The organism is Tenacibaculum sp. 1_MG-2023 (genome assembly GCF_030547425.1).
GTDB lineage: Bacteria > Bacteroidota > Bacteroidia > Flavobacteriales > Flavobacteriaceae > Polaribacter.
The window spans coordinates 37,259-56,352 of record NZ_JAUORH010000006.1; the positions used below are offsets into that span (position 1 = coordinate 37,259).

Sequence of the window (19,094 nt, forward strand, 5' to 3'; positions counted from 1 at the left end):
TCAGCTATAAAAATTGTTTGTAAAAAGTAAATTGCTATCCCTTATTACTATTATATCACATTCAATTTTACAACATCTTTACGAAGTTAATGCTATAAAGGTACGCTTGTACCTGACTGTTTGGTGATGAATAACACCAAGGTTAGTAAATGGTTTTGCATGTATTGGTTATTGCTCCAGTATGCTAGCTGTTACTACCCAAAAAAGGATTCAAAAGGAAAAGTAAATAATTTAAAAATCAATATGATGAAGTACTATTTAATTGAAAACAAGTTAACCGATGAAACCAACTACTCAGCACGCGTATTAACAGAGCGTACTATTAATCAAGATGAATTGATTGATAAAATGTTGAGCAAACGTAACCTAGTAAGTAAAACCGATATTGTAGCGGTACTTAATTCTTACTATGAAGAGATTATCGAGTCGATAGAAGAAGGCGATAACATTAACCTACCCTTACTAAATATTGGCTACTCTATTTCTGGAGTTTTTGATACCGAGGAGGATGGTTTTAATCCTGAAACTCATAAACTACACGTTAACCTCAATAGCGGAAAGTTAATCAACGAAATTAAAGACGATATTCCGCTACAAAAAGTAACTGCTCCTATTACCAACACGGTTATTACTAATTTAAAAGATATTACCACAACAACTACGAATACCACCTTATCTGCCAACGGATTGTTTGAGTTGAACGGTTTGCGTTTAAAGGTTGCTGGTGACCTACCTGAAGTTGGTTTGTATTTTGTTGCCGAAGATGGTACCGAAACCAAAGTGTCTTATTTAGCACAAAACAGCTATAAGAAAATTATTGGTCAAGCTCCTGCACTTGCTGCGGGTAACTATCGTGTTCGAGTTAAAACACAGGCAACTTCTAAGTTAAATCGCTTTTTAAAAGACCTTAAGGTATCGGAATCTACATTTACCCTTACTGTATTGTAACACCCGACACTACTGTCCGTTGATATCAGACAGTAGTATCCTATGACTTCAGACACTACTGTCTGAAGGTTAAGACAAAACCTACATACCATAAAAAGTACGAGCAGATGCTCGTACTTTTTTGTATTTCGTATTTGTTATGGTTTTTAATGGGTATGAGGCGTTTGCTAGTAAAACTAACAAAATTCTCAATGTTTTATAGGGTGTTGTATCGCTCCTCGTTATGACGCCATCACAAACAGTATGAAGCAATCTTTATGTTTATCGAATAGTTCTCGATAACTCTGCTGAGCGTAGCTAAAGTACAATTTTCACTTCGTTATTACTCAATAAAAATCACTCGAACTGACAGTGATTGTAATAAAAAATAAGAGTACTACTTTTGAGTGAGATTTAGCTACGCTGAACCTTACGGTTTCTCACTATCGTTCGGAATGACGGTTTGCTATTAGTTTGCGTCATTGAGAGTGATAACGATAAAAAGGAGTTTTATATTCTTTTTCTTGATAAAAAGAAACAAAAATTAAGACGTACAATAAAATCGTAAGAAAATACTACGACACCTTCCACTGATAAAAAGAACTCGCTATCGCTCAAACAGCTTTTTATCTTACATCCATCGCTGCTGTCTTGATTTTCAAAGATTTTCTTGAAGGTCATAAAACGAATTAAGTGAGCTAATCTTTACGCTTGGAGTTCTAAATAAACAGATTACTTCGTCATACCTTCCTTGTAATGAGGATAAAAAGGAGTTTTATATTCTTTTTCTTGATAAAAAGAAACAAAAATCAAGACGTACAATAAAATCGTAAGAAAATACTACGACACCTTCCACTGATAAAAAGAACTCGCTACCGCTCAAACAGCTTTTTATCTTACATCCATCGCTGCTGTCTTGATTTTCAAAGATTTTCTTGAAGGTCATAAAACATATAGTCATTATGAATTAAGTGAGGTAATCTTTACGCTTGGAGTTCTAAACAAACAGATTACTTCGTCGTATCCTACTCATAATGAAGATAAAAAGATACTTATTTTAACTTATTTAAATATACTTTTGTACTTGGCATTTCAGTTACATTTATGGTGTCTGGAATATAACCTTCTGCCTGAAGTACTACCAAGTCTTCTCTAAACTCATATAGATTTACAGTTCCATCAATACTTGATATAATTGTATCTGTTGGTTCTCTTAAATTAATTACTTTAACGTTTTTTATAGGGGTTTCCGTAGTATTTAAGACTTGAATATTCCAAATCCCCATAAAATGCCTTCGTTGGTGATAATCTTCACTAGAATTCCATAAATATATAATTGTTATAAAGAATGTAAAAACTGATACAATAGTAAAAGAGAGATACATAAGTACTTTTAAATATAGCTTTTGTTTTCTAAATCGAGAACTTAGAATTAATATTAAAGAACCTAATGCAAATAGTATGAGAAAAATTTTTACCATCTTATATTTAATTTAATAAGTCAAAGTAGCCCCTAACTTTAGTCCTCTACAGGAAGTATTCCTTTTTTCTTTACAGGATAGTACCAAAGCCATGAAAAATATGAATAGAGGTTTTCTCATTTTATTCTTTCCTCTTCATAAATAAAGTATCTGATTGTTCACGTAAAAATAGTGTATATAGAGGTGGAGAGTTTCTACCTCTTAATAGGTAAATGGTATCTGTTTTAAATCCTTTTTTACTAAATATTAGTTTATCTGCATAAGTTTGTGAAAATCGCTTTAATTTAAAACACCCTAAACTATCTGTTGTTGAAAACACGTTATTAGGCTCAGAGTGTCCCTCAGTTATTACTACACCTTTGAGGGGAATTTCTTTGTTATAGACATACCCTTCAAAATACTCTTTTGTACCTTCAGTACAAGAAGTAAACAATGTAATTAATACAACTAATAATATCTTCTTTTTCATTTTAGTTACATGGCATGCATAGGACATACTTACTTTTCAATTGGCTTTAGGAAGATTGAGTCGAATCTTATAGTGTCTTTTGTAAAACCATACCTACCTCTTCTCTCAATACTTCTTTTTTCATATCCTTTTTTTATTAAGCGAAACTTAAAAAAGCCCATAGGAGCTTCACCTCCTATAGCCATTTTATCGTAGTAAGTTTTTATTCTTAAAAAGAAACTTCCGTTTACATCGCTACTGGTTTCAATAGAATAATCTTTTTTTGCTGAATCCCAAGTTACCACATCAACACTATCTATTTTTTGTAATGTTTCAGAGTTATATATATAACCTATAATAGGAGGTCTACTAACTCTTTTAACAAAACAGCTTGTTAATGTTACTATTATAAATATGAATACTACTTTTTTCATTTTATTCTTTTCTCTTCATAAATAAAGTATCTGACTTTTTAGTTATAAAGATTGTTTTATCTCCTCCTCTAAACTCTATATAAGGGCTTATGGTATCTATTTCAAATCCTTCTTTTTTAAAAATTAAATTTGCTATAAAAGAATCTCTATCTAGTTTAAAATATCCTTCTTTATCTGTGTATGTAGAGTTCGACTTCGCAGCTTCTTCATAAACTTTTACATTATATATTGGATTTTTATTTTCATCAAATACATAACCGTGATAACAATCACATAGTTCTTGTTTGCAAGAAACTGTTAAAAGTAATAGTGCTATTAATAATACGTTTTTCATTTTAGCTGCATAACATAACACGTCTCGAATACGCTTACTTTTCTATTGGTTTTAGGAAAATTGAATCCAATTTAACTATTGTGTCATTTCGTTTCCAGTGTTTTTCTATTTGTATAGTGTCTTTTTTACATCCTCTTTTTTCAAGTATTAAAAAACTCGTGTACCTCCCATCGAAAAGAGAAGATTCTTCTCTTCCATCTCCTGTATACAGTATATGATCTGAGTTTAATGAGAAAAAACCATCGTTGTTAGATAAAGTCTCCCTTTGTGAAACTACTTTTAAGGTATTTTTCTCTAATAAATTTATTGATAGCTTCACACTATCTATTGGCTTCTTAGATTTAGCATCATAAATATTTCCTTGAATAAAAGGTGATAAATAATATTTATGTTTTGAACAAGATACTATAAACAAAAGGATACATATATAAATTATTCTTCTCATTTTCATACCACATTAATGTTATTCTTTTAATTTTAGAAGAACTGTACCTAAATCAATTTCTTTCTCCTTTCTTATATCTACAAACTTGTATTCCGTTTCATATCCTTCCTCTTTAAATATAATAGCAAAATTACTGTCTCCTTTCATTTCCTTTCTTTGAATTTCAAATTCAAAATAACCATCCTTTGTTAACTTTAAATCTAGTATTTTTGAATAACTAGAACTCATTGGAGAGTGTACTATTTTTTGACCAACTTCAATTTTTTTTATTTTATAGTCATTACTTGTAGTAATATATCCTTTAATCTTCACATTTACATGATTAGTGCAACTAACCAAAAAAAATAGACTGGAGAGAATAATTAGTTTTTTCATTTTATTTCTAGTTTTGTTAACCAAAGTAATCCTAAAATATCTTTTTCATTTGCCATAATCCTACTGTAATCATACCTATAAGGATCATTATTATAATATTTCATTAAATCAATTTCTTTATTTTTATCGAATGGATAGTTCTCTCCTTTGGACTCCTTCATATAATCAATATTGATATACTTTTCTTTAAAGGATTCTTCCCCTACTGGTTTGGTATCTTGAGGTAAATAATAAGAACTTCCTTTATGTTGCCAAGAATTAATTGTATTAGAAAAAGCTTGAAGTATTTCATGACCTAATTCATGTGCTGATGTATACATAAACTCTTGCTCTTCTTTATTTTCATCATAATATTCCCATCCTTTTAATTTATACAATGAATGAGACTCATTCAAATCTTTCCAATCACTATATTGAATATAACCTACATTAAAAGAAACCCTCTGTACAAGACCATCAGGTAATAAACCCATAACTTCATCATCAAAATTATTATCATCGTAACTACCCCCTGTATTTCCAGAACGAGACCAAGAGTTATTTGTATTATAAATTAAAGGAACATCATTAAGACTTAACCTTGGGTTAGTCTCATTTATGGAGTTCACGTAAAGTTCATAAAATTCTCCATTTACATTTACACCTTTCCCTATGTTATTACTGTGCCTACTCCAATACTTATTAATCCCTTCTAAAGCCATTTTTTTCAGTTCTTCAAAGCTCTTTGTTCTATTCTTAATAGGAGAATTACCATAATAAGTTAATGCTTCTTGTGGTATTTTATCCCAAGGACATACTTCCATTGGAACTCTCAGTTTTGGGTCAGGGTCAATATCCTTTTCATAACACTCTATTCCTCTTGCTCCTCCATCTTTTAAGTTAACACGTAATGTAACATCTATTCTTTTAGAGTTTTTATCAATCTTTACATCAACCCATTTTACCTCATCGTAACGCATACTAAAATCTAACTTTTTTCTACTGTAGTTATTTGAGTTATCTACGCCAATAGTATACAGGTTTAAATTTTCGTATTGTGTTAGTTTAGCTGTATCTAAAATTCCACCGCTATCAAATCCATCCCATTTCCAAATGTGTTCTCCTTGTTTTAGTTTGTTAGCATCAGTTATTTTTTCTTCATAAATCACCGAGCTTCCATTTCTAATTTGTAGCGTTAGTTCTTTGGCGTTATTATCAGCTATTTGGTAAGTAAATTGTACAAAACCTCTTTCGTTAGTTCCGCTATAATCAGCTATTCCTAGGGGGACAAAACTTGGCATATTACGATAATTTTGGGGTTACACTAAAGTTTGTATCACCACCTCCTGAAGCAGTATCTCCGCTATTAGTTACTTCGTTTTGGGCTCCTGAAAGTGTTTTTCTCCAATACGTAGAGTATTCTTGCGAAGCGTTGGGTGTTTTTACCCCTGCGCACGTAATAATTAATCGGTCTTTTATAGGCTGATCGTTTGTACTCGAAAAAATAGTTTCAAACTTTTTAAGGTAGCAATCAAAGAAAGTCATTGTTTTAGAGCCTCCTTTTAAATATGGATAGTATATTTTTAACTCTAGTTGGTCTATAGCCGTTTCTTTACAAGCCCATTCTTCAAAATCGGTATTACTACCTGATTCTATTTCTACTTCTAAATCTGCAAAGTTAGCGGAGCTTGTGGGTTGGTCAGAAACGTTTATGTTTCTATTAAAACCAAAGTTATAGGTTAGTACTTCTACCTCTCTGTTGTTAAACAACAGTATCGTTCTATATTTCATAGTATCGTTTTTAAGTTATATTTTTTTCTTGTTGAAGTAATACTTAGCAATTTCAACGTATCAAACCTACAATATTTCTGTTAAAAAAACCAGCATATTTTTCATTAAATATCTTTGTACTAAGCAAGTACGGAGCGTGTACTTTATTTGTATTTAGTAAGTACTTATACTGTTTTGTGTTTGACCTTAAACAAAAGACTACTTCGCTGTTAAAATGAGTTTAGAACTATTCAAATAGCCTTCATTAACTCTGCTAAACGTGGCCAAAGTACAATTTTCACTTCGCTATCACTCAATAAAAATCACTCGAACTGACAGTGATTATCATAAAGGAATAAGAGTAACATTTTTGATTGAGATTCCTCACTACCGTTCGGAATGACTTCCTGCTATTAGCTTGTATCATTTCGACCAGAGGGAGAAACTGTAAGGTTCAGCGTAGCTAAATTTTAAGAATATTTGCTACTCCTTTGTATAAGATAACCACGTCGTTAACACTCCTCGTTATGACGTTGATTATTCTGTTTTTTTACATAATTTTTAAATAAGTCCGAAATCTTTGGTGATTGCTATAAGCTGTGTAGGATTATTGGCATTAAAATTTTCTTTTAATAGCTTTAAGCGTTTTTCTACCGAACTAACACTACTCGGTTTTATGCCTTTGTTTTTTAATGCTTCGCTAATTTCTTTTTGATCTAAGCCTTCTGCTAAATGTTCTAATAAAAACACGTCGTAATCTGTAATTTCAAAGGCTTCTTTATCACGTAGCGCATGTGCTAATTGTGGAGTGATAAAAAACTCACCATTAAATACACTTTGTACTGCTTTTTTTAGCTCTCTTTGTCCGTGGTTAGATTTCCATACATACGCATTTACCTCTAACTCATTACATAATTGCTGAATTCTATATGGTTTGTCTTCTACAGAAAACACAACTGTTTTTAAAGTTGGTTGTAGTTTTTTTGCTTCGGCTATAAGTGCTTCTCCTGATGCTAGTCGTTGCGGATGTATATTGTCTTTAAAGGATAAATCACTTACTAATAAATCAAACGGTTCTTTATCTAACCATGCTTTTTTAAGTTTTAAAAAAGCTTCATCGCAATATTGTGCATATTCAACATTTGGAATTTGCATGTTTTCTAAGGCTACTTTTATTCCGCTTGACATAAAATCAGCATCTTCGGCTATCAATACTTTTTTGAACATAACTACTTTTTAAATTGAAACTTTGCTTGAAATCCTTTTTCTTGCTTTGATTCAAAAGTAATAAACCCTCCTACTGATTTAATACGGGTTTCCATATTTTGCAAACCATTTTTTACAGAGAGGTTTTCAACTCCTTTTCCGTTGTCTTGATAGGCTACTGATAGTTTGTTTTTTTCTACTGAAAAAGTGATAAGCACCAACGTTGCTTCGCTGTACTTTTTCATGTTTACCAAGAGCTCTTGTAAGGCTCTATACACTACTATTTGTTTTTCTTTAGCGAACTGGTTTATGTTTACTTCTTGCAATCCTTTATGGATTACTTTACAACGATCGTTCGTAAAGTCTAAAAACAGTTGCTTTAAGAAATTCTCAAAGTGTTCACCTGTGAGCACAGGGCTATTTTCGTGAGAAATATCTCTGGTTTGTGCATATATTTTCTCTACTCTCGTGAGCAATCTTTCATCTGTTACTGATGTATTTTGTAGTGTATTCATTACCGCATATACATCGTTTGCCAATTCATCGTGTATTTTTTTTGCCAAACGGGTTTCTGTATTGTAGACTTCTATGGCTTTTTCTTTTTTATTTTTTTCTCTTTTATAAAAGAAATATACTATTGAGGATAGAATGGTAAGAATTACTGCAAAAATCCAGAGTTGTTTTTGCGATTTTTGTTGTTCCGTTTTAATTTCTGCTTTTAATTTCTGCTCTTTTAACAGATCAAAGTTATATATCGTTTTAACTAATTTATTTCTTGACTTTCTTCTAGCATCAATTATACTATCTTTTAGAAAACTTCTTTCAATCGCATACTTTTTAAGAGCTTTACCTTCAACTAATTTAATGAGCTTATCTATTGCTTCTATTCTATCATTAGGTCTTTCTCTTTCCTTTGATAAATCGTACATTTTTTGAGCATAGAATAGAGATTTATCAGAGTCTTTATTATAAAAATAATCTGATATGTATGAGTAATTGGTTATTAAACCTGCATAATTATTTATACTATCTTTTAACCTTTGAACTTTAAAAAAATCATTAACATGAACTTTTTCCCCTAATAAATACTTTGTATATGTATAATTATCTAATATTTTGAATTTTAGCTTTAACTCTATTTTATTAAAAAAACTGTTTTTTATTATTTTATCATATATATCTAAGGCTTTTCTATACTTTTTATCATACTTATAAACTACCGCTTTATTCCCCATGTATCTTATTTTCCTTAAACTATCATTGGTTGTTTCTGTAGCTAAATTGTAATATTTTATAGCTTTATCATAGGCTCCTTGGTTTCTTGAGTTTATTCCTAAGCAATTATAAATAGAACATATAATGTTATTAGATTTATGGTTATTGCTTATATATTTTAACCCTTGGATTGCTGTAGAATCACTTTTTAAATAGAGTTCTTCCTCAGATTCTAAACTAGCGATATTATAAAATCTTTCCATTATTTTTAAACTATCTTGTAACTTTATATTAATCTCATTAGATTTTGTATAATAATAATATGTACTATCATTTTGTTTTAAGTAACGATAGCCTAATCCTATATGATAATATACATAAGAATAAGACTTTAAATCTCCACTACCTTTTAGTAAGTTTATTATTTCTTTTCCATAGCTTATAACTCTATTATATTGTTTTAATTCAAAGGAACAGTAAACTATTCTTTTTCCTGAAGAGATTTGATCTTCTTTTCTAGATTCTCTTTTTGCTTGTTCATAATCCTTTAAACTTTTTTCTAACCTCTCAATACAAGGTAGTTTTTCCTTCTGAGTTTTATCTACTTTCTTTTCAAGTTTACAATTAATGAGTAGACTAATTATTAATATTAAATGGAAACCTTTTATTTTTCTTATCATTCAATAAAAATAATATAAAAAAGGAGATGTAAAACATCTCCTTTATCTTTAACTTATTAATTTCCATCTGGATCTTCTGGTACATCTGGATCTTGATCTTCCTCTCCCCCTGTATCACTTGTCGTTGTTTCTGTAGAGTCTGTTTGTGGTACTACAGTGGTTGAGTTTGTATTTATAGTATAGATTCCGTTTGTTACTAAAAATGTTATAATTAATAAAACCTTGTTCATTTTGTTACTTTTAAAAATTGATAATATTTATCCTGTCCAAGCACTTTGCTTAGCTACAGTTACACCATGTTGGGTGTAGAATTTTTAAAAGAGTCGCGCGCCTCTTTCGCGGGAAGTAGAGATGAACATCGGTATTATTAAGTAGCTTCCCCCTAAGAAATTCTACCGATAGTTCATCTTTTAATTAGAACCAATCAATTTGTTTTCTTTTTAATTTCTCGATTGATTCTGGTACAAACATAGAACTGACTTCAAATGAGATTGTGGAAAATGGATGGAAAAGAAGTTGGAAAAGATTTTCTCATTTTACGGTTTTCCTTTTCCATACTTTTTCCAAACTTTATAACTTTGTATAAACCAACCAACTACCATGGAAAATGACTTTAAGACTATACTAAACGACGTTGACTTTATTTTTTGCTTTAAACATTTCTTTAAGTGTTTATCTACTAGAAAAAATAAAAAAGAGCCTCTAAAGGAGTTATTTACTGAGTTATTACAGGGGCTAATGAAAGACGAAGCTGTTGAAAATAAGACTACTAATGGTTGTTTCACCTATTTTGTAAATGTATACTTAGGTAATGATGCTTCAAAACCTAAATATCAAATAAATAGAAGAACTCTTTCCAATTATTATAAGAAGTATGTAAACAATATTGAAAATGATGCTGGAGAGCCTAAAATTGAATTAAAGGATTTAATAGCCGAGTATCTCGGATATAAAAACTATGCAGATTTTTTAGGCTCTACAAAAAAGAAAAAGATTTGCCTCATTTGTATTGCTAAGTATAAAAAGTCTATCGTATTTACTCTAATTCCTATGTTAGCTATTCCTTCATTTTTATATATTAATTACGAAACTAGTAATTGTATTATATGGAAAGAAGATCATTATGAAAAGGCATCATGTACAAATAAAGAAGCTATTAAAAACACTTTATACCATATAGATATTGACCGCTTTAAAAAAGTAACACTTACCAAAGGTATGGAGTTTTTCACTGATGGTAAGGAGAATTTTTGGTATGGAAGTAATACAAAAGGAGAAAGAGAATTTTTTACAGCTAGAGGCGTACATCCTGAAACTTTGAAAGAATTAGATCCTATTACACCTTACATTCTTGAGAAAGAAGGTTTTTCTATAGAAAGTACAAACGCCGTTAATAATTAAATTAACGGCGTTTTTATTTCTATATCACTTACACTACTCTTTATCTAATAAAGTTTTATAAATTAAGCCTCCTACAACTGCTCCTGCAATTGGTGCAACCCAAAACAACCATACTTGTGACAAATAACCTCCACCAGTAAATAATGCTTGACTCATAGAACGTGCTGGATTCACAGAAGTGTTTGTAATAGGAATACTTATTAAATGAATTAAAGTTAATCCTAAACCAATAGCAATTGGAGCAAAACCTTTAGGTGCATTTTTATGAATACTTCCTAAAATTATTAGCAAGAAAAACATGGTTAACAAAAACTCCGCTACAAAAGCTGCTGTTAAATTATACCCTCCAGGAGACAACTCTCCATAGCCATTCGCGGCAAAACCACCTAATGATTCAAACCCGCTATTATTTGTTACGATTATGTACAAACAAGTAGCTGCTAAAACAGCACCAACTAATTGAGAAATAATGTAAGGAAATACCTCTTTTGTTGTATGATTTCCTCCTACCCATAAACCTATAGTAACGGCAGGATTAAAATGACCTCCAGAAATATGTCCAACAGCATATGCCATTGTTAACACTGTTAAACCAAAAGCCAATGCAACGCCTGCAAAACCAATTCCTAACTCTGGAAAACCTGCTGCAAAAATAGCACTACCACAACCTCCAAAAACTAACCAAAATGTCCCGAAAAACTCAGCAAAATATTTTTTCATATCTATGTCTTTAAATTAATTGATTATATAATTAAGACCCTCAAATACATAAAAGTCACAATCTTATAAATCTCTTTTTATTTTATATAGAAAAAAAGGAAGTTCGTATCTTTGCACTACAAAACAATACATCATGAAATTAATTTTTGTTACCATAGGATTATTAGCGTTAGCATTTGCTGGAATTGCCATTAAAATTTGGGCAAAAAAAGACGGAGAGTTTGCTGGTACTTGTGCTAGCCAAAACCCGATGTTAAACGAAAGTGGTGAAGCTTGTGGATTTTGTGGTAAAACCCCAGATCAGTTCGATACATGTAGTGAACCAGAACATAATTAGGCATAACACTTCTCAACTAACCTTTTGCTTTTTTTATGATATTTATTATCCTGTTCTACACTTTTGTAGTAGTTACAGCTGTGTAAGTGATGTATTTTTCCTTTATGATTACTTGTTATCTTATTCAAGATATGATATCCCTCTTAGAAAATCAAAACTGCATAAAAAATATTGTTTTATTGCTACCATTCCTTGATATTTGTTTAGTATTGCTGCAAATTAGTATCTTTATATCAAGTCAAATTTCGAAACCTAAGCATTGGAAATAAATCAAGAAAAAGTTCTTCATCACATTCAACAAGCAAAAAACGGGAATCAAATATCATTTAATTATTTGTTAGACACTTTTTGGGGAACTGTATACGCTTTTCAGCTGAAAAAAACCAAAAATGATAACGATGCTGAAGATATTACCATTCAAACTTTTTCTAAAGCTTTTGATAGAATTGAGACTTTTGATGAGAGTTATCAATTTAAAACTTGGTTAATTACAATTTCTAAAAACGTATATATAGATTCTCTTCGAAAGAAAAAATCTACCATCTACACACAAACAACTGAAGAGCAAGAAAAAGAGGTATATGCTGTTGTTGATAATGCTCCTTCTCCAGAAGACAAAATTATTACCGAGCAAAATTTAGCAAAGCTTCTAAAGGACATAAAAAAATTAAAACCAAAATATCAAGAAGTCATCAATCTTCGTTACTTTCAAGAGTTAAGTTATAAAGAAATCTCTGAACAAATTGGAGAGCCCATGAATAATGTAAAGGTAAAATTACTTCGTGCCAAAAAATTATTAGCTGAAATAATAAAGAAATCATAAATTGCAAAAACCTTTAAAATTCAGGTTTTTATGATTTTAAAATTATTTTCTAACAGCTTAAAAGAACCTAAACAGGTTTTATAGTAAACTAAAATCCTCTCCAATCAATGAAAAAGTCTCTTTTAAACTTATTGGGTCCTGGAATTTTATTTGCTGGAGCTGCCATAGGTGTTTCTCATTTAGTACAATCAACCAGAGCTGGTGCCGATTTTGGATTTGGCTTACTTTGGGCATTACTCTTAGTACATATTATTAAATACCCATTCTTTCAGTTTGGGCCTAGATATGCAGCTGCAACAGGTGAAACGTTGTTAGATGGATATAAAAAATTAGGAAAAGGAGTTTTAATAAGCTACTTTATCTTAAATATCGCTACCATGTTTACCATTCAAGCAGCTGTTACCATTGTTACAGCTAGTTTGGCTTCTAACCTTTTTGGTACTTCCTTTGATTTAGTTACTTGGTCTGTACTAATTATGTTCGTTAGTATTGTACTCTTAGGCATAGGAAAATACAAGTTTTTAGACAACCTAATGAAGTACATTATTGCTATTTTAACCATTAGTACTATAGTAGCAGTAAACATTGCTTTATTTAAAACCAATAAAGGTTTTAGTTTTCAACAAATAATACCTAGCGGAACTGCTCAAGTAACATTTTTAATTGCTTTTTTAGGATGGATGCCTGCACCGTTAGATATTTCTATTTGGCATTCTTTATGGTCGGTAGAAAAAGACAAAGTTACTTTTGAAAAAATAAAACCTAAACAAGCTATTTTTGATTTTAACGTTGGATATATTGGAGCTTTATTTTTAGGAGTATGCTTCGTTATGTTAGGAGCATTGGTTATGTATCAATCAGGAGAATCTTTCTCTAGTAAAGGAATCACTTTTGCCTCTCAACTCATCAACTTATATACTAAAAACTTAGGAGAATTTTCTTCTGTTTTTATTGGGGTAGCAGCTTTTACAACTATGTTTAGTACTACTATTACAACTTTAGATGCTTCTCCAAGAGCCATGGAAAAATCTTCTTTTTTACTTTTCCCTAAAAAAATAAAATTAGGTTATTGGTTTTGGTTAATACTGCTAACGCTTGGAACCTCAGTTATTTTGTACTATTTTTTAAGTGATATGATTTTTCTTGTACGAATAGCCACAGTATTATCTTTTCTAACAGCTCCTTTTTATGCAATCCTAAACTATATTTTAATCACTGGTAAGTATACACCCCAAAAACACAGACCAGGTATAGGTTTACGTATTTTAAGTCTTGTAGGTATTGTTTTTTTGTTTGGATTTAGTATTTGGTTTTTACTTAGTTTATAAATCTTTTCTTTGTAAATTTGCAGTTCAATTTTTATGGAATGGCAAACGAAACTGTAGCAACACCAGAAAGAACGAAAAAACCAAAATGGTTACGTGTAAAATTACCTGTAGGAAAGAAATACACAGAACTAAGAGGGCTTGTTGATAAATATAAACTAAACACCATTTGTACCAGTGGAAGCTGCCCTAACATGGGAGAATGCTGGGGAGAAGGTACAGCTACCTTTATGATTTTAGGGAATACCTGTACACGTTCTTGTGGATTTTGTGGTGTTAAGACTGGACGTCCTGATACTGTAGAATGGGATGAACCTGAAAAAGTAGCTCGCTCAATAAAAATAATGGATATTAAGCATGCGGTAATTACTTCGGTTGACCGTGATGACTTGAAAGATGGAGGTTCTATTATTTGGTCTGAAACGGTACAAGCTATCCGTAGAGCTAATCCAAATACGACTTTAGAAACTCTAATTCCAGATTTTCAAGGAAACGAAAAGTTGATAGACCGTATTATTGAAGTAGCTCCTGAAGTAGTTTCTCACAATATGGAAACTGTACGTCGTTTAACTCGTGAAGTTCGTATTCAAGCAAAATACGATCGCAGTTTAGGTGTTTTAAAATACCTAAAAGATAGCGGAATGCGTACCAAATCTGGAATTATGCTTGGTTTAGGTGAAACAGAAGACGAAGTAATACAAACCATGAAAGACTTACGCGGTGTTGGATTAGATGTTATAACCATTGGTCAATATTTACAGCCTAGTAAAAAACACTTACCTGTTAAGGAATTCATAACACCTGACCAGTTCAAGAAATACGAAACATTAGGGTTAGAAATGGGCTTTATGTACGTGGAAAGCGGTGCTTTAGTACGTTCATCATATAAAGCACATAAACACGCTAGCTAACATTAAATTAAAGAATTATTAACTTTTTAACGCTTTAACGTTAAAAAAATGTCAAATAATTAAAAGTTAAATAAAGTACAGCTTTTTATTTATAATTTTGGCACAGATATTGGAAACAACAATACCGTAAGCAAGTAACATTGTTTTCATTGTGTAAATTATTTGAATTAGTTGATTAACAAAGAAGCCCGCTCAATTGAGCGGGCTTCCTGTTTTTTTATTTATTATAGAACTACTTAAATAGCTCTAATAATATCATACTTAGTAATTATATGGTGCTTTCCGTTTTCTAAATCAACTAACACAGCTTGATTTTCTTTGTTAATTAACTTCGACACTTCGTCTATAGAAGCTGATTTTTTAACTATTGGGTATCCTTTACCCATTATATCTTTAATAGGCTTTTCTGCTATATTTTTATCTTCTAAGTAACTATGTAATAATGTAGACTCATCTACAGAACCTACAAAACCATTTACATCTCTTACTGGGATTTGTGATATTTTAAATGCACGCATTCTTTCGATAGCATGCGACACTAATTCTTCTGTTTGAACAGTTACTAATGGTTTATCTATATGATCTTTAATTAAATCTTCAGCTGTAGTAATTTCTTCATCTAAGAATCCTCTATCACGCATCCAATCGTCATTAAACATTTTTCCTACATAACGACTTCCATGATCATGAAATAATACTACCACTACATCATCAGGTTTAAACTCGTCTTTTAACTGTAATAATCCTTTAATAGCTGATCCTGCTGAGTTTCCAACAAAAACACCTTCTTCTTTCGCTATTTTACGTGTATAAATAGCCGCATCTTTATCAGTTACTTTTGTAAATCCATCTATTAAAGAGAAATCAACATTCTTTGGTAAAATATCTTCTCCAATTCCTTCTGTAATATATGGGTAGATTTCATTTTCATCAAAAACACCAGTCTCATGATACTTTTTAAAAACCGAACCATACGTATCAACTCCCCAAATTTTAATATTTGGATTTTTTTCTTTTAAAAACTTCGCAGTACCAGAAACTGTTCCACCCGTTCCTACTCCAACTACAAAGTGTGTGATTTTACCATCTGTTTGTTCCCAAATCTCTGGTCCTGTTTGCTCGTAATGCGCTTGTGCGTTTGACGGGTTGTCATATTGATTTACATACCAAGAGTTTGGTGTTTCTTCACCTAAACGTTTAGATACAGAATAATATGAACGAGGGTCATCTGGTTCTACATTCGTGGGACAAACAACTACCTCTGCTCCTACTGCACGTAGGATATCCATTTTTTCTTTAGATTGTTTATCTGAAATTACAAAAATACACTTGTATCCCTTTACAATAGCCGCTAATGCTAATCCCATTCCTGTATTACCTGAAGTCCCTTCAATAATAGTACCTCCTGGTTTTAAACGACCATCTGCTTCGGCATCTTCAATCATTTTCAACGCCATGCGGTCTTTTACAGAGTTTCCTGGATTAAATGTTTCTACTTTAGCCAACACTAAAGCATCTACTTCTTTTGTTACTGAGTTTAGTTGAACTAAAGGTGTGTTACCAATAGTTTCTAATATATTTTTTGCGTACTTCATATCTAATTAATGTTATGCAAAACTAAGCAAATCGAATGGATTTTGAAGGGCGGATTTTTGTGATGATATATGAAGGAACAATTAGCATTAAAAAACACAAGGCTAACGTACCTAAATTCAACAATAAAATTGCCAATAAATTAATATCTACAGGCATTGTTGACACATAATAAGTTTCAGGATCTAAACTTATTAGCTTCGTATATTTTTGAATTAAAAGTATACTAAGCCCGATAAGATTTCCCCAGAACAATCCTTTTAAAATTAAGTAAGAAGCATTGTATAAAAATATTTTTCGGATACTCCAATTTACGCTTCCTAATGCTTTTAAAATTCCGACCATTTGTACACGTTCTAAAATAAGCACTAACAATGCTGTTACCATATTTATTCCTGCAACTAACACCATTATTCCTATGATAAACCATACATTATTATCTAGTAATTTTAACCACTCAAAAATAGCAGGATAATTACTTACAATTGTAATACTATTTAAAGTTGCACCAATACTTGTATATACTTCATCTCCTTTTTCTTTTAGCTTATCATAATCATCAATCAATACTTCAAAACCACCTACCTCATTATCTTTCCAACGATTAATTTTTTGTACTTCTCTTAAATCTCCTAACAACATAATCTTATCAAACTGTTCAAAACCTGTGTTGTATATACCTACAATAATTGGTTTTCTAGATTTGAACTTTAAACTACTATTTTCTGCTCCAAACCAAGTTTGAATTGTATCGTTGAGCTTAAAATGCAATCGATTTGCTATAGATTCTGAAATTAGAATTTCTCGGTTTCTATCCTGAGTAAAATCTGGTAGACGACCTTCAACTAAACACTCATTAAAAAAAGTAAAATCATAATCAGCCAAAACGCCTTTAAAAATAATTCCTTCAAAATCAGTTGGAGTTCTAATGATTCCCCCCACATTAGCAAAAGGTTGTACTTTTTTTATGCCGTCAATATTTTTAAACTCTGGATAAAACTCTTGATTTATATCAATCGGAACTGTTGAAACATCTGAATTGTTATTATCATAATTTACAATCTGAATATGCCCTTTAAAACCAGTCATTTTATCACGCACCTTATTCTGAAATCCTGAGGTAATTGATACTGCAATCAACATAATTGCAACCCCCAAAGCAATAGCAATGGTTGCAATAGTAATGATTGGTGATGAAATACTGCTTTTATACTGTTTTCCTGCAATGATTCGTTTTGCTATGAATAGTTCGAAGTTCAAATGGTTGTATTTTTTACAAAATCAAAAGTAACTAATTCTTGTGTAAAGAAAGAGAAGAATACCTAGGTTTTAATTCTTTAACTTTTATTATTCTTAAAAAATAGAAATCTGTACCTTTATGTTTTAATTTTTTATAGATGAAGCTTTCTTTCAATTTCGTTTTTTTAATTTTTTTAGTATTCAATTTTCAATTTTATTCTTGTGCACAACAGCAACAAAAATCTACCGCTAAAGAAGTTATAAAACAAGAAGAACCAAAAACCATTAAAACGGGTGCTGATAGAACCGACCAATACCTTTCACTGTTAAAAAATAAAAACATAGCCATTGTTGCTAATCAAACTTCAGCTTTACAAGTTTTACAAAGAGCGGAAGTTGCACCAAATGTAATGGGATCTAAGCAAATTACACATCATTTAGTGGATTACCTCCATAATTACGAAGGAATTAACGTACAAAAAGTTTTTGCTCCTGAGCATGGTTTTCGAGGAAAAGCGGATGCTGGTGAAGCCATAGCGGATGGAAAAGACGTAAAAACGGGGATTCCTATTATTTCTTTATACGGAAAAAATAAAAAACCTTCTCCTGAACAATTAAACGGAATTGATGTGGTAGTTTTTGATATTCAAGATGTAGGCGCACGTTTTTATACCTATATTTCTACACTGCATTATGTAATGGAAGCTTGTGCCGAGGCTAATATTCCTGTCATATTACTTGACAGACCTAATCCGAACGGACATTATATTGACGGACCAATGTTAGAACGTGAACACAAAAGCTTTGTAGGTATGCACCCTGTACCTGTGGTTTATGGAATGACGATTGGAGAATACGGACAAATGATTAACGGAGAAAAATGGTTAGCGAATGGTATTCAGTGTGATTTAACTGTAATTCCTTTAGAAAATTATACACATCAATCAACATATAGTTTGCCGATAAAACCTTCGCCTAATTTACCTAACGATGTTTCAATAAACCTATATCCTAGTTTATGCTTTTTTGAAGGAACCAATGTATCTGCAGGAAGAGGAACCGACAAACAATTTCAAATTTATGGTTCACCTTTTTTAGAAAAATCTGACTATAGTTTTACGCCACAGCCCAATGAAGGTGCAAAACACCCAAAACATAAAGAAAAAATGTGTTTTGGCGAAGATTTAAGCGCTTCTGAACGTTTGGTTAACCTAAACCTTAGTTGGTTAGTAAAAGCGTATAAACAGTCTCCAAAAAATGACTTTTTCAATGCTTTTTTTACCAAACTAGCAGGTACTACCAAACTACAAGAACAAATTGAACAAGGACTTTCTGAAGAGGAAATCAAAGAAAGTTGGCAACAAGGTTTAAACGACTTTAAAAAGATACGTGAGCAATATTTGTTGTATGAGTAATTCTATTTGATTTTTAACACTTTAAATACTAATTTT

The 19,094-nt window shown here is 31.2% G+C and carries 21 protein-coding genes; 7 read left to right on the top strand and 14 right to left on the bottom strand.

The window, feature by feature from the left end:
- Positions 1–126: 126 nt before the first annotated feature.
- Positions 127–948, top strand: a complete 822-nt coding sequence (locus Q4517_RS05770) for a DNA-binding domain-containing protein (RefSeq protein WP_303507252.1) — start codon at positions 127–129, stop codon at positions 946–948.
- Positions 949–1,979: 1,031 nt separating this feature from the next.
- On the opposite strand, the gene Q4517_RS05775 is transcribed toward Q4517_RS05770, so the two are convergent.
- The 11 genes from Q4517_RS05775 to Q4517_RS05825 all read right to left on the bottom strand — a co-directional run bounded on the left by Q4517_RS05775 (position 1,980) and on the right by Q4517_RS05825 (position 9,524).
- Complete coding sequence (locus tag Q4517_RS05775; protein WP_303507254.1) at positions 1,980–2,408, bottom strand: hypothetical protein; 429 nt, start codon at positions 2,406–2,408, stop codon at positions 1,980–1,982.
- A gap of 121 nt (positions 2,409–2,529) precedes the next feature.
- A complete protein-coding gene (locus tag Q4517_RS05780; protein WP_303507256.1) occupies positions 2,530–2,877 on the bottom strand; it encodes a hypothetical protein in 348 nt (115 codons plus the stop codon).
- Positions 2,878–2,906: 29 nt separating this feature from the next.
- The gene (locus Q4517_RS05785) at positions 2,907–3,290 is read right to left on the bottom strand and encodes a hypothetical protein (protein WP_303507258.1); all 384 of its coding nucleotides are present in this window, start codon (positions 3,288–3,290) and stop codon (positions 2,907–2,909) included.
- A 1-nt stretch (position 3,291) separates the two neighbouring features.
- Complete coding sequence (locus Q4517_RS05790; RefSeq protein WP_303507260.1) at positions 3,292–3,624, bottom strand: carboxypeptidase-like regulatory domain-containing protein; 333 nt, start codon at positions 3,622–3,624, stop codon at positions 3,292–3,294.
- Between the two features lie 34 nt (positions 3,625–3,658).
- A complete protein-coding gene (locus Q4517_RS05795) occupies positions 3,659–4,069 on the bottom strand; it encodes a hypothetical protein (RefSeq protein ID WP_303507262.1) in 411 nt (136 codons plus the stop codon).
- Between the two features lie 18 nt (positions 4,070–4,087).
- Positions 4,088–4,381, bottom strand: coding sequence for a hypothetical protein (locus tag Q4517_RS05800; RefSeq protein ID WP_303507264.1), 294 nt, complete (start codon positions 4,379–4,381; stop codon positions 4,088–4,090).
- 59 nt (positions 4,382–4,440) lie between these two features.
- A complete protein-coding gene (locus Q4517_RS05805; RefSeq protein ID WP_303507267.1) occupies positions 4,441–5,724 on the bottom strand; it encodes a hypothetical protein in 1,284 nt (427 codons plus the stop codon).
- 1 nt (position 5,725) lies between these two features.
- The gene (tssD, locus tag Q4517_RS05810; protein WP_303507269.1) at positions 5,726–6,214 is read right to left on the bottom strand and encodes a type VI secretion system tube protein TssD; all 489 of its coding nucleotides are present in this window, start codon (positions 6,212–6,214) and stop codon (positions 5,726–5,728) included.
- Between the two features lie 540 nt (positions 6,215–6,754).
- Entirely contained in the window at positions 6,755–7,420 is a 666-nt protein-coding gene (locus Q4517_RS05815) for a response regulator (RefSeq protein WP_303507271.1), read from the bottom strand.
- Positions 7,421–7,422: 2 nt separating this feature from the next.
- Positions 7,423–9,294: a hypothetical protein gene (locus tag Q4517_RS05820; RefSeq protein ID WP_303507273.1), complete on the bottom strand. Its 1,872-nt coding sequence runs from the start codon at positions 9,292–9,294 to the stop codon at positions 7,423–7,425.
- A 56-nt stretch (positions 9,295–9,350) separates the two neighbouring features.
- Positions 9,351–9,524, bottom strand: a complete 174-nt coding sequence (locus tag Q4517_RS05825) for a hypothetical protein (protein WP_303507275.1) — start codon at positions 9,522–9,524, stop codon at positions 9,351–9,353.
- Positions 9,525–10,032: 508 nt separating this feature from the next.
- Here Q4517_RS05825 and Q4517_RS05830 point away from each other — a divergent pair.
- Positions 10,033–10,695, top strand: coding sequence for a hypothetical protein (locus Q4517_RS05830; protein ID WP_303507277.1), 663 nt, complete (start codon positions 10,033–10,035; stop codon positions 10,693–10,695).
- Between the two features lie 33 nt (positions 10,696–10,728).
- On the opposite strand, the gene aqpZ is transcribed toward Q4517_RS05830, so the two are convergent.
- Positions 10,729–11,415: an aquaporin Z gene (gene aqpZ, locus Q4517_RS05835; RefSeq protein WP_115901088.1), complete on the bottom strand. Its 687-nt coding sequence runs from the start codon at positions 11,413–11,415 to the stop codon at positions 10,729–10,731.
- Positions 11,416–11,548: 133 nt separating this feature from the next.
- Between aqpZ and Q4517_RS05840 the strand changes: the two genes are divergently transcribed.
- From Q4517_RS05840 to lipA, 4 genes are all read left to right on the top strand, one after another.
- A complete protein-coding gene (locus tag Q4517_RS05840; RefSeq protein ID WP_115901089.1) occupies positions 11,549–11,752 on the top strand; it encodes a membrane or secreted protein in 204 nt (67 codons plus the stop codon).
- A gap of 259 nt (positions 11,753–12,011) precedes the next feature.
- On the top strand, positions 12,012–12,575 hold the full coding sequence (locus tag Q4517_RS05845; RefSeq protein ID WP_115901090.1) for an RNA polymerase sigma factor: 564 nt from the start codon (positions 12,012–12,014) through the stop codon (positions 12,573–12,575).
- A gap of 107 nt (positions 12,576–12,682) precedes the next feature.
- Complete coding sequence (locus Q4517_RS05850) at positions 12,683–13,903, top strand: Nramp family divalent metal transporter (protein ID WP_303507288.1); 1,221 nt, start codon at positions 12,683–12,685, stop codon at positions 13,901–13,903.
- 38 nt (positions 13,904–13,941) lie between these two features.
- Positions 13,942–14,811: a lipoyl synthase gene (gene lipA, locus Q4517_RS05855; protein ID WP_115901092.1), complete on the top strand. Its 870-nt coding sequence runs from the start codon at positions 13,942–13,944 to the stop codon at positions 14,809–14,811.
- A gap of 236 nt (positions 14,812–15,047) precedes the next feature.
- Here lipA and Q4517_RS05860 read toward each other — a convergent pair whose 3' ends face one another.
- The gene (locus Q4517_RS05860; protein WP_303507291.1) at positions 15,048–16,406 is read right to left on the bottom strand and encodes a pyridoxal-phosphate dependent enzyme; all 1,359 of its coding nucleotides are present in this window, start codon (positions 16,404–16,406) and stop codon (positions 15,048–15,050) included.
- Between the two features lie 22 nt (positions 16,407–16,428).
- A complete protein-coding gene (locus Q4517_RS05865) occupies positions 16,429–17,664 on the bottom strand; it encodes an FtsX-like permease family protein (protein ID WP_303507293.1) in 1,236 nt (411 codons plus the stop codon).
- 137 nt (positions 17,665–17,801) lie between these two features.
- On the opposite strand from Q4517_RS05865, the gene Q4517_RS05870 reads away from it, so the two are divergent.
- Positions 17,802–19,058, top strand: a complete 1,257-nt coding sequence (locus Q4517_RS05870; protein ID WP_303507296.1) for a DUF1343 domain-containing protein — start codon at positions 17,802–17,804, stop codon at positions 19,056–19,058.
- Positions 19,059–19,094 lie beyond the last annotated feature (36 nt).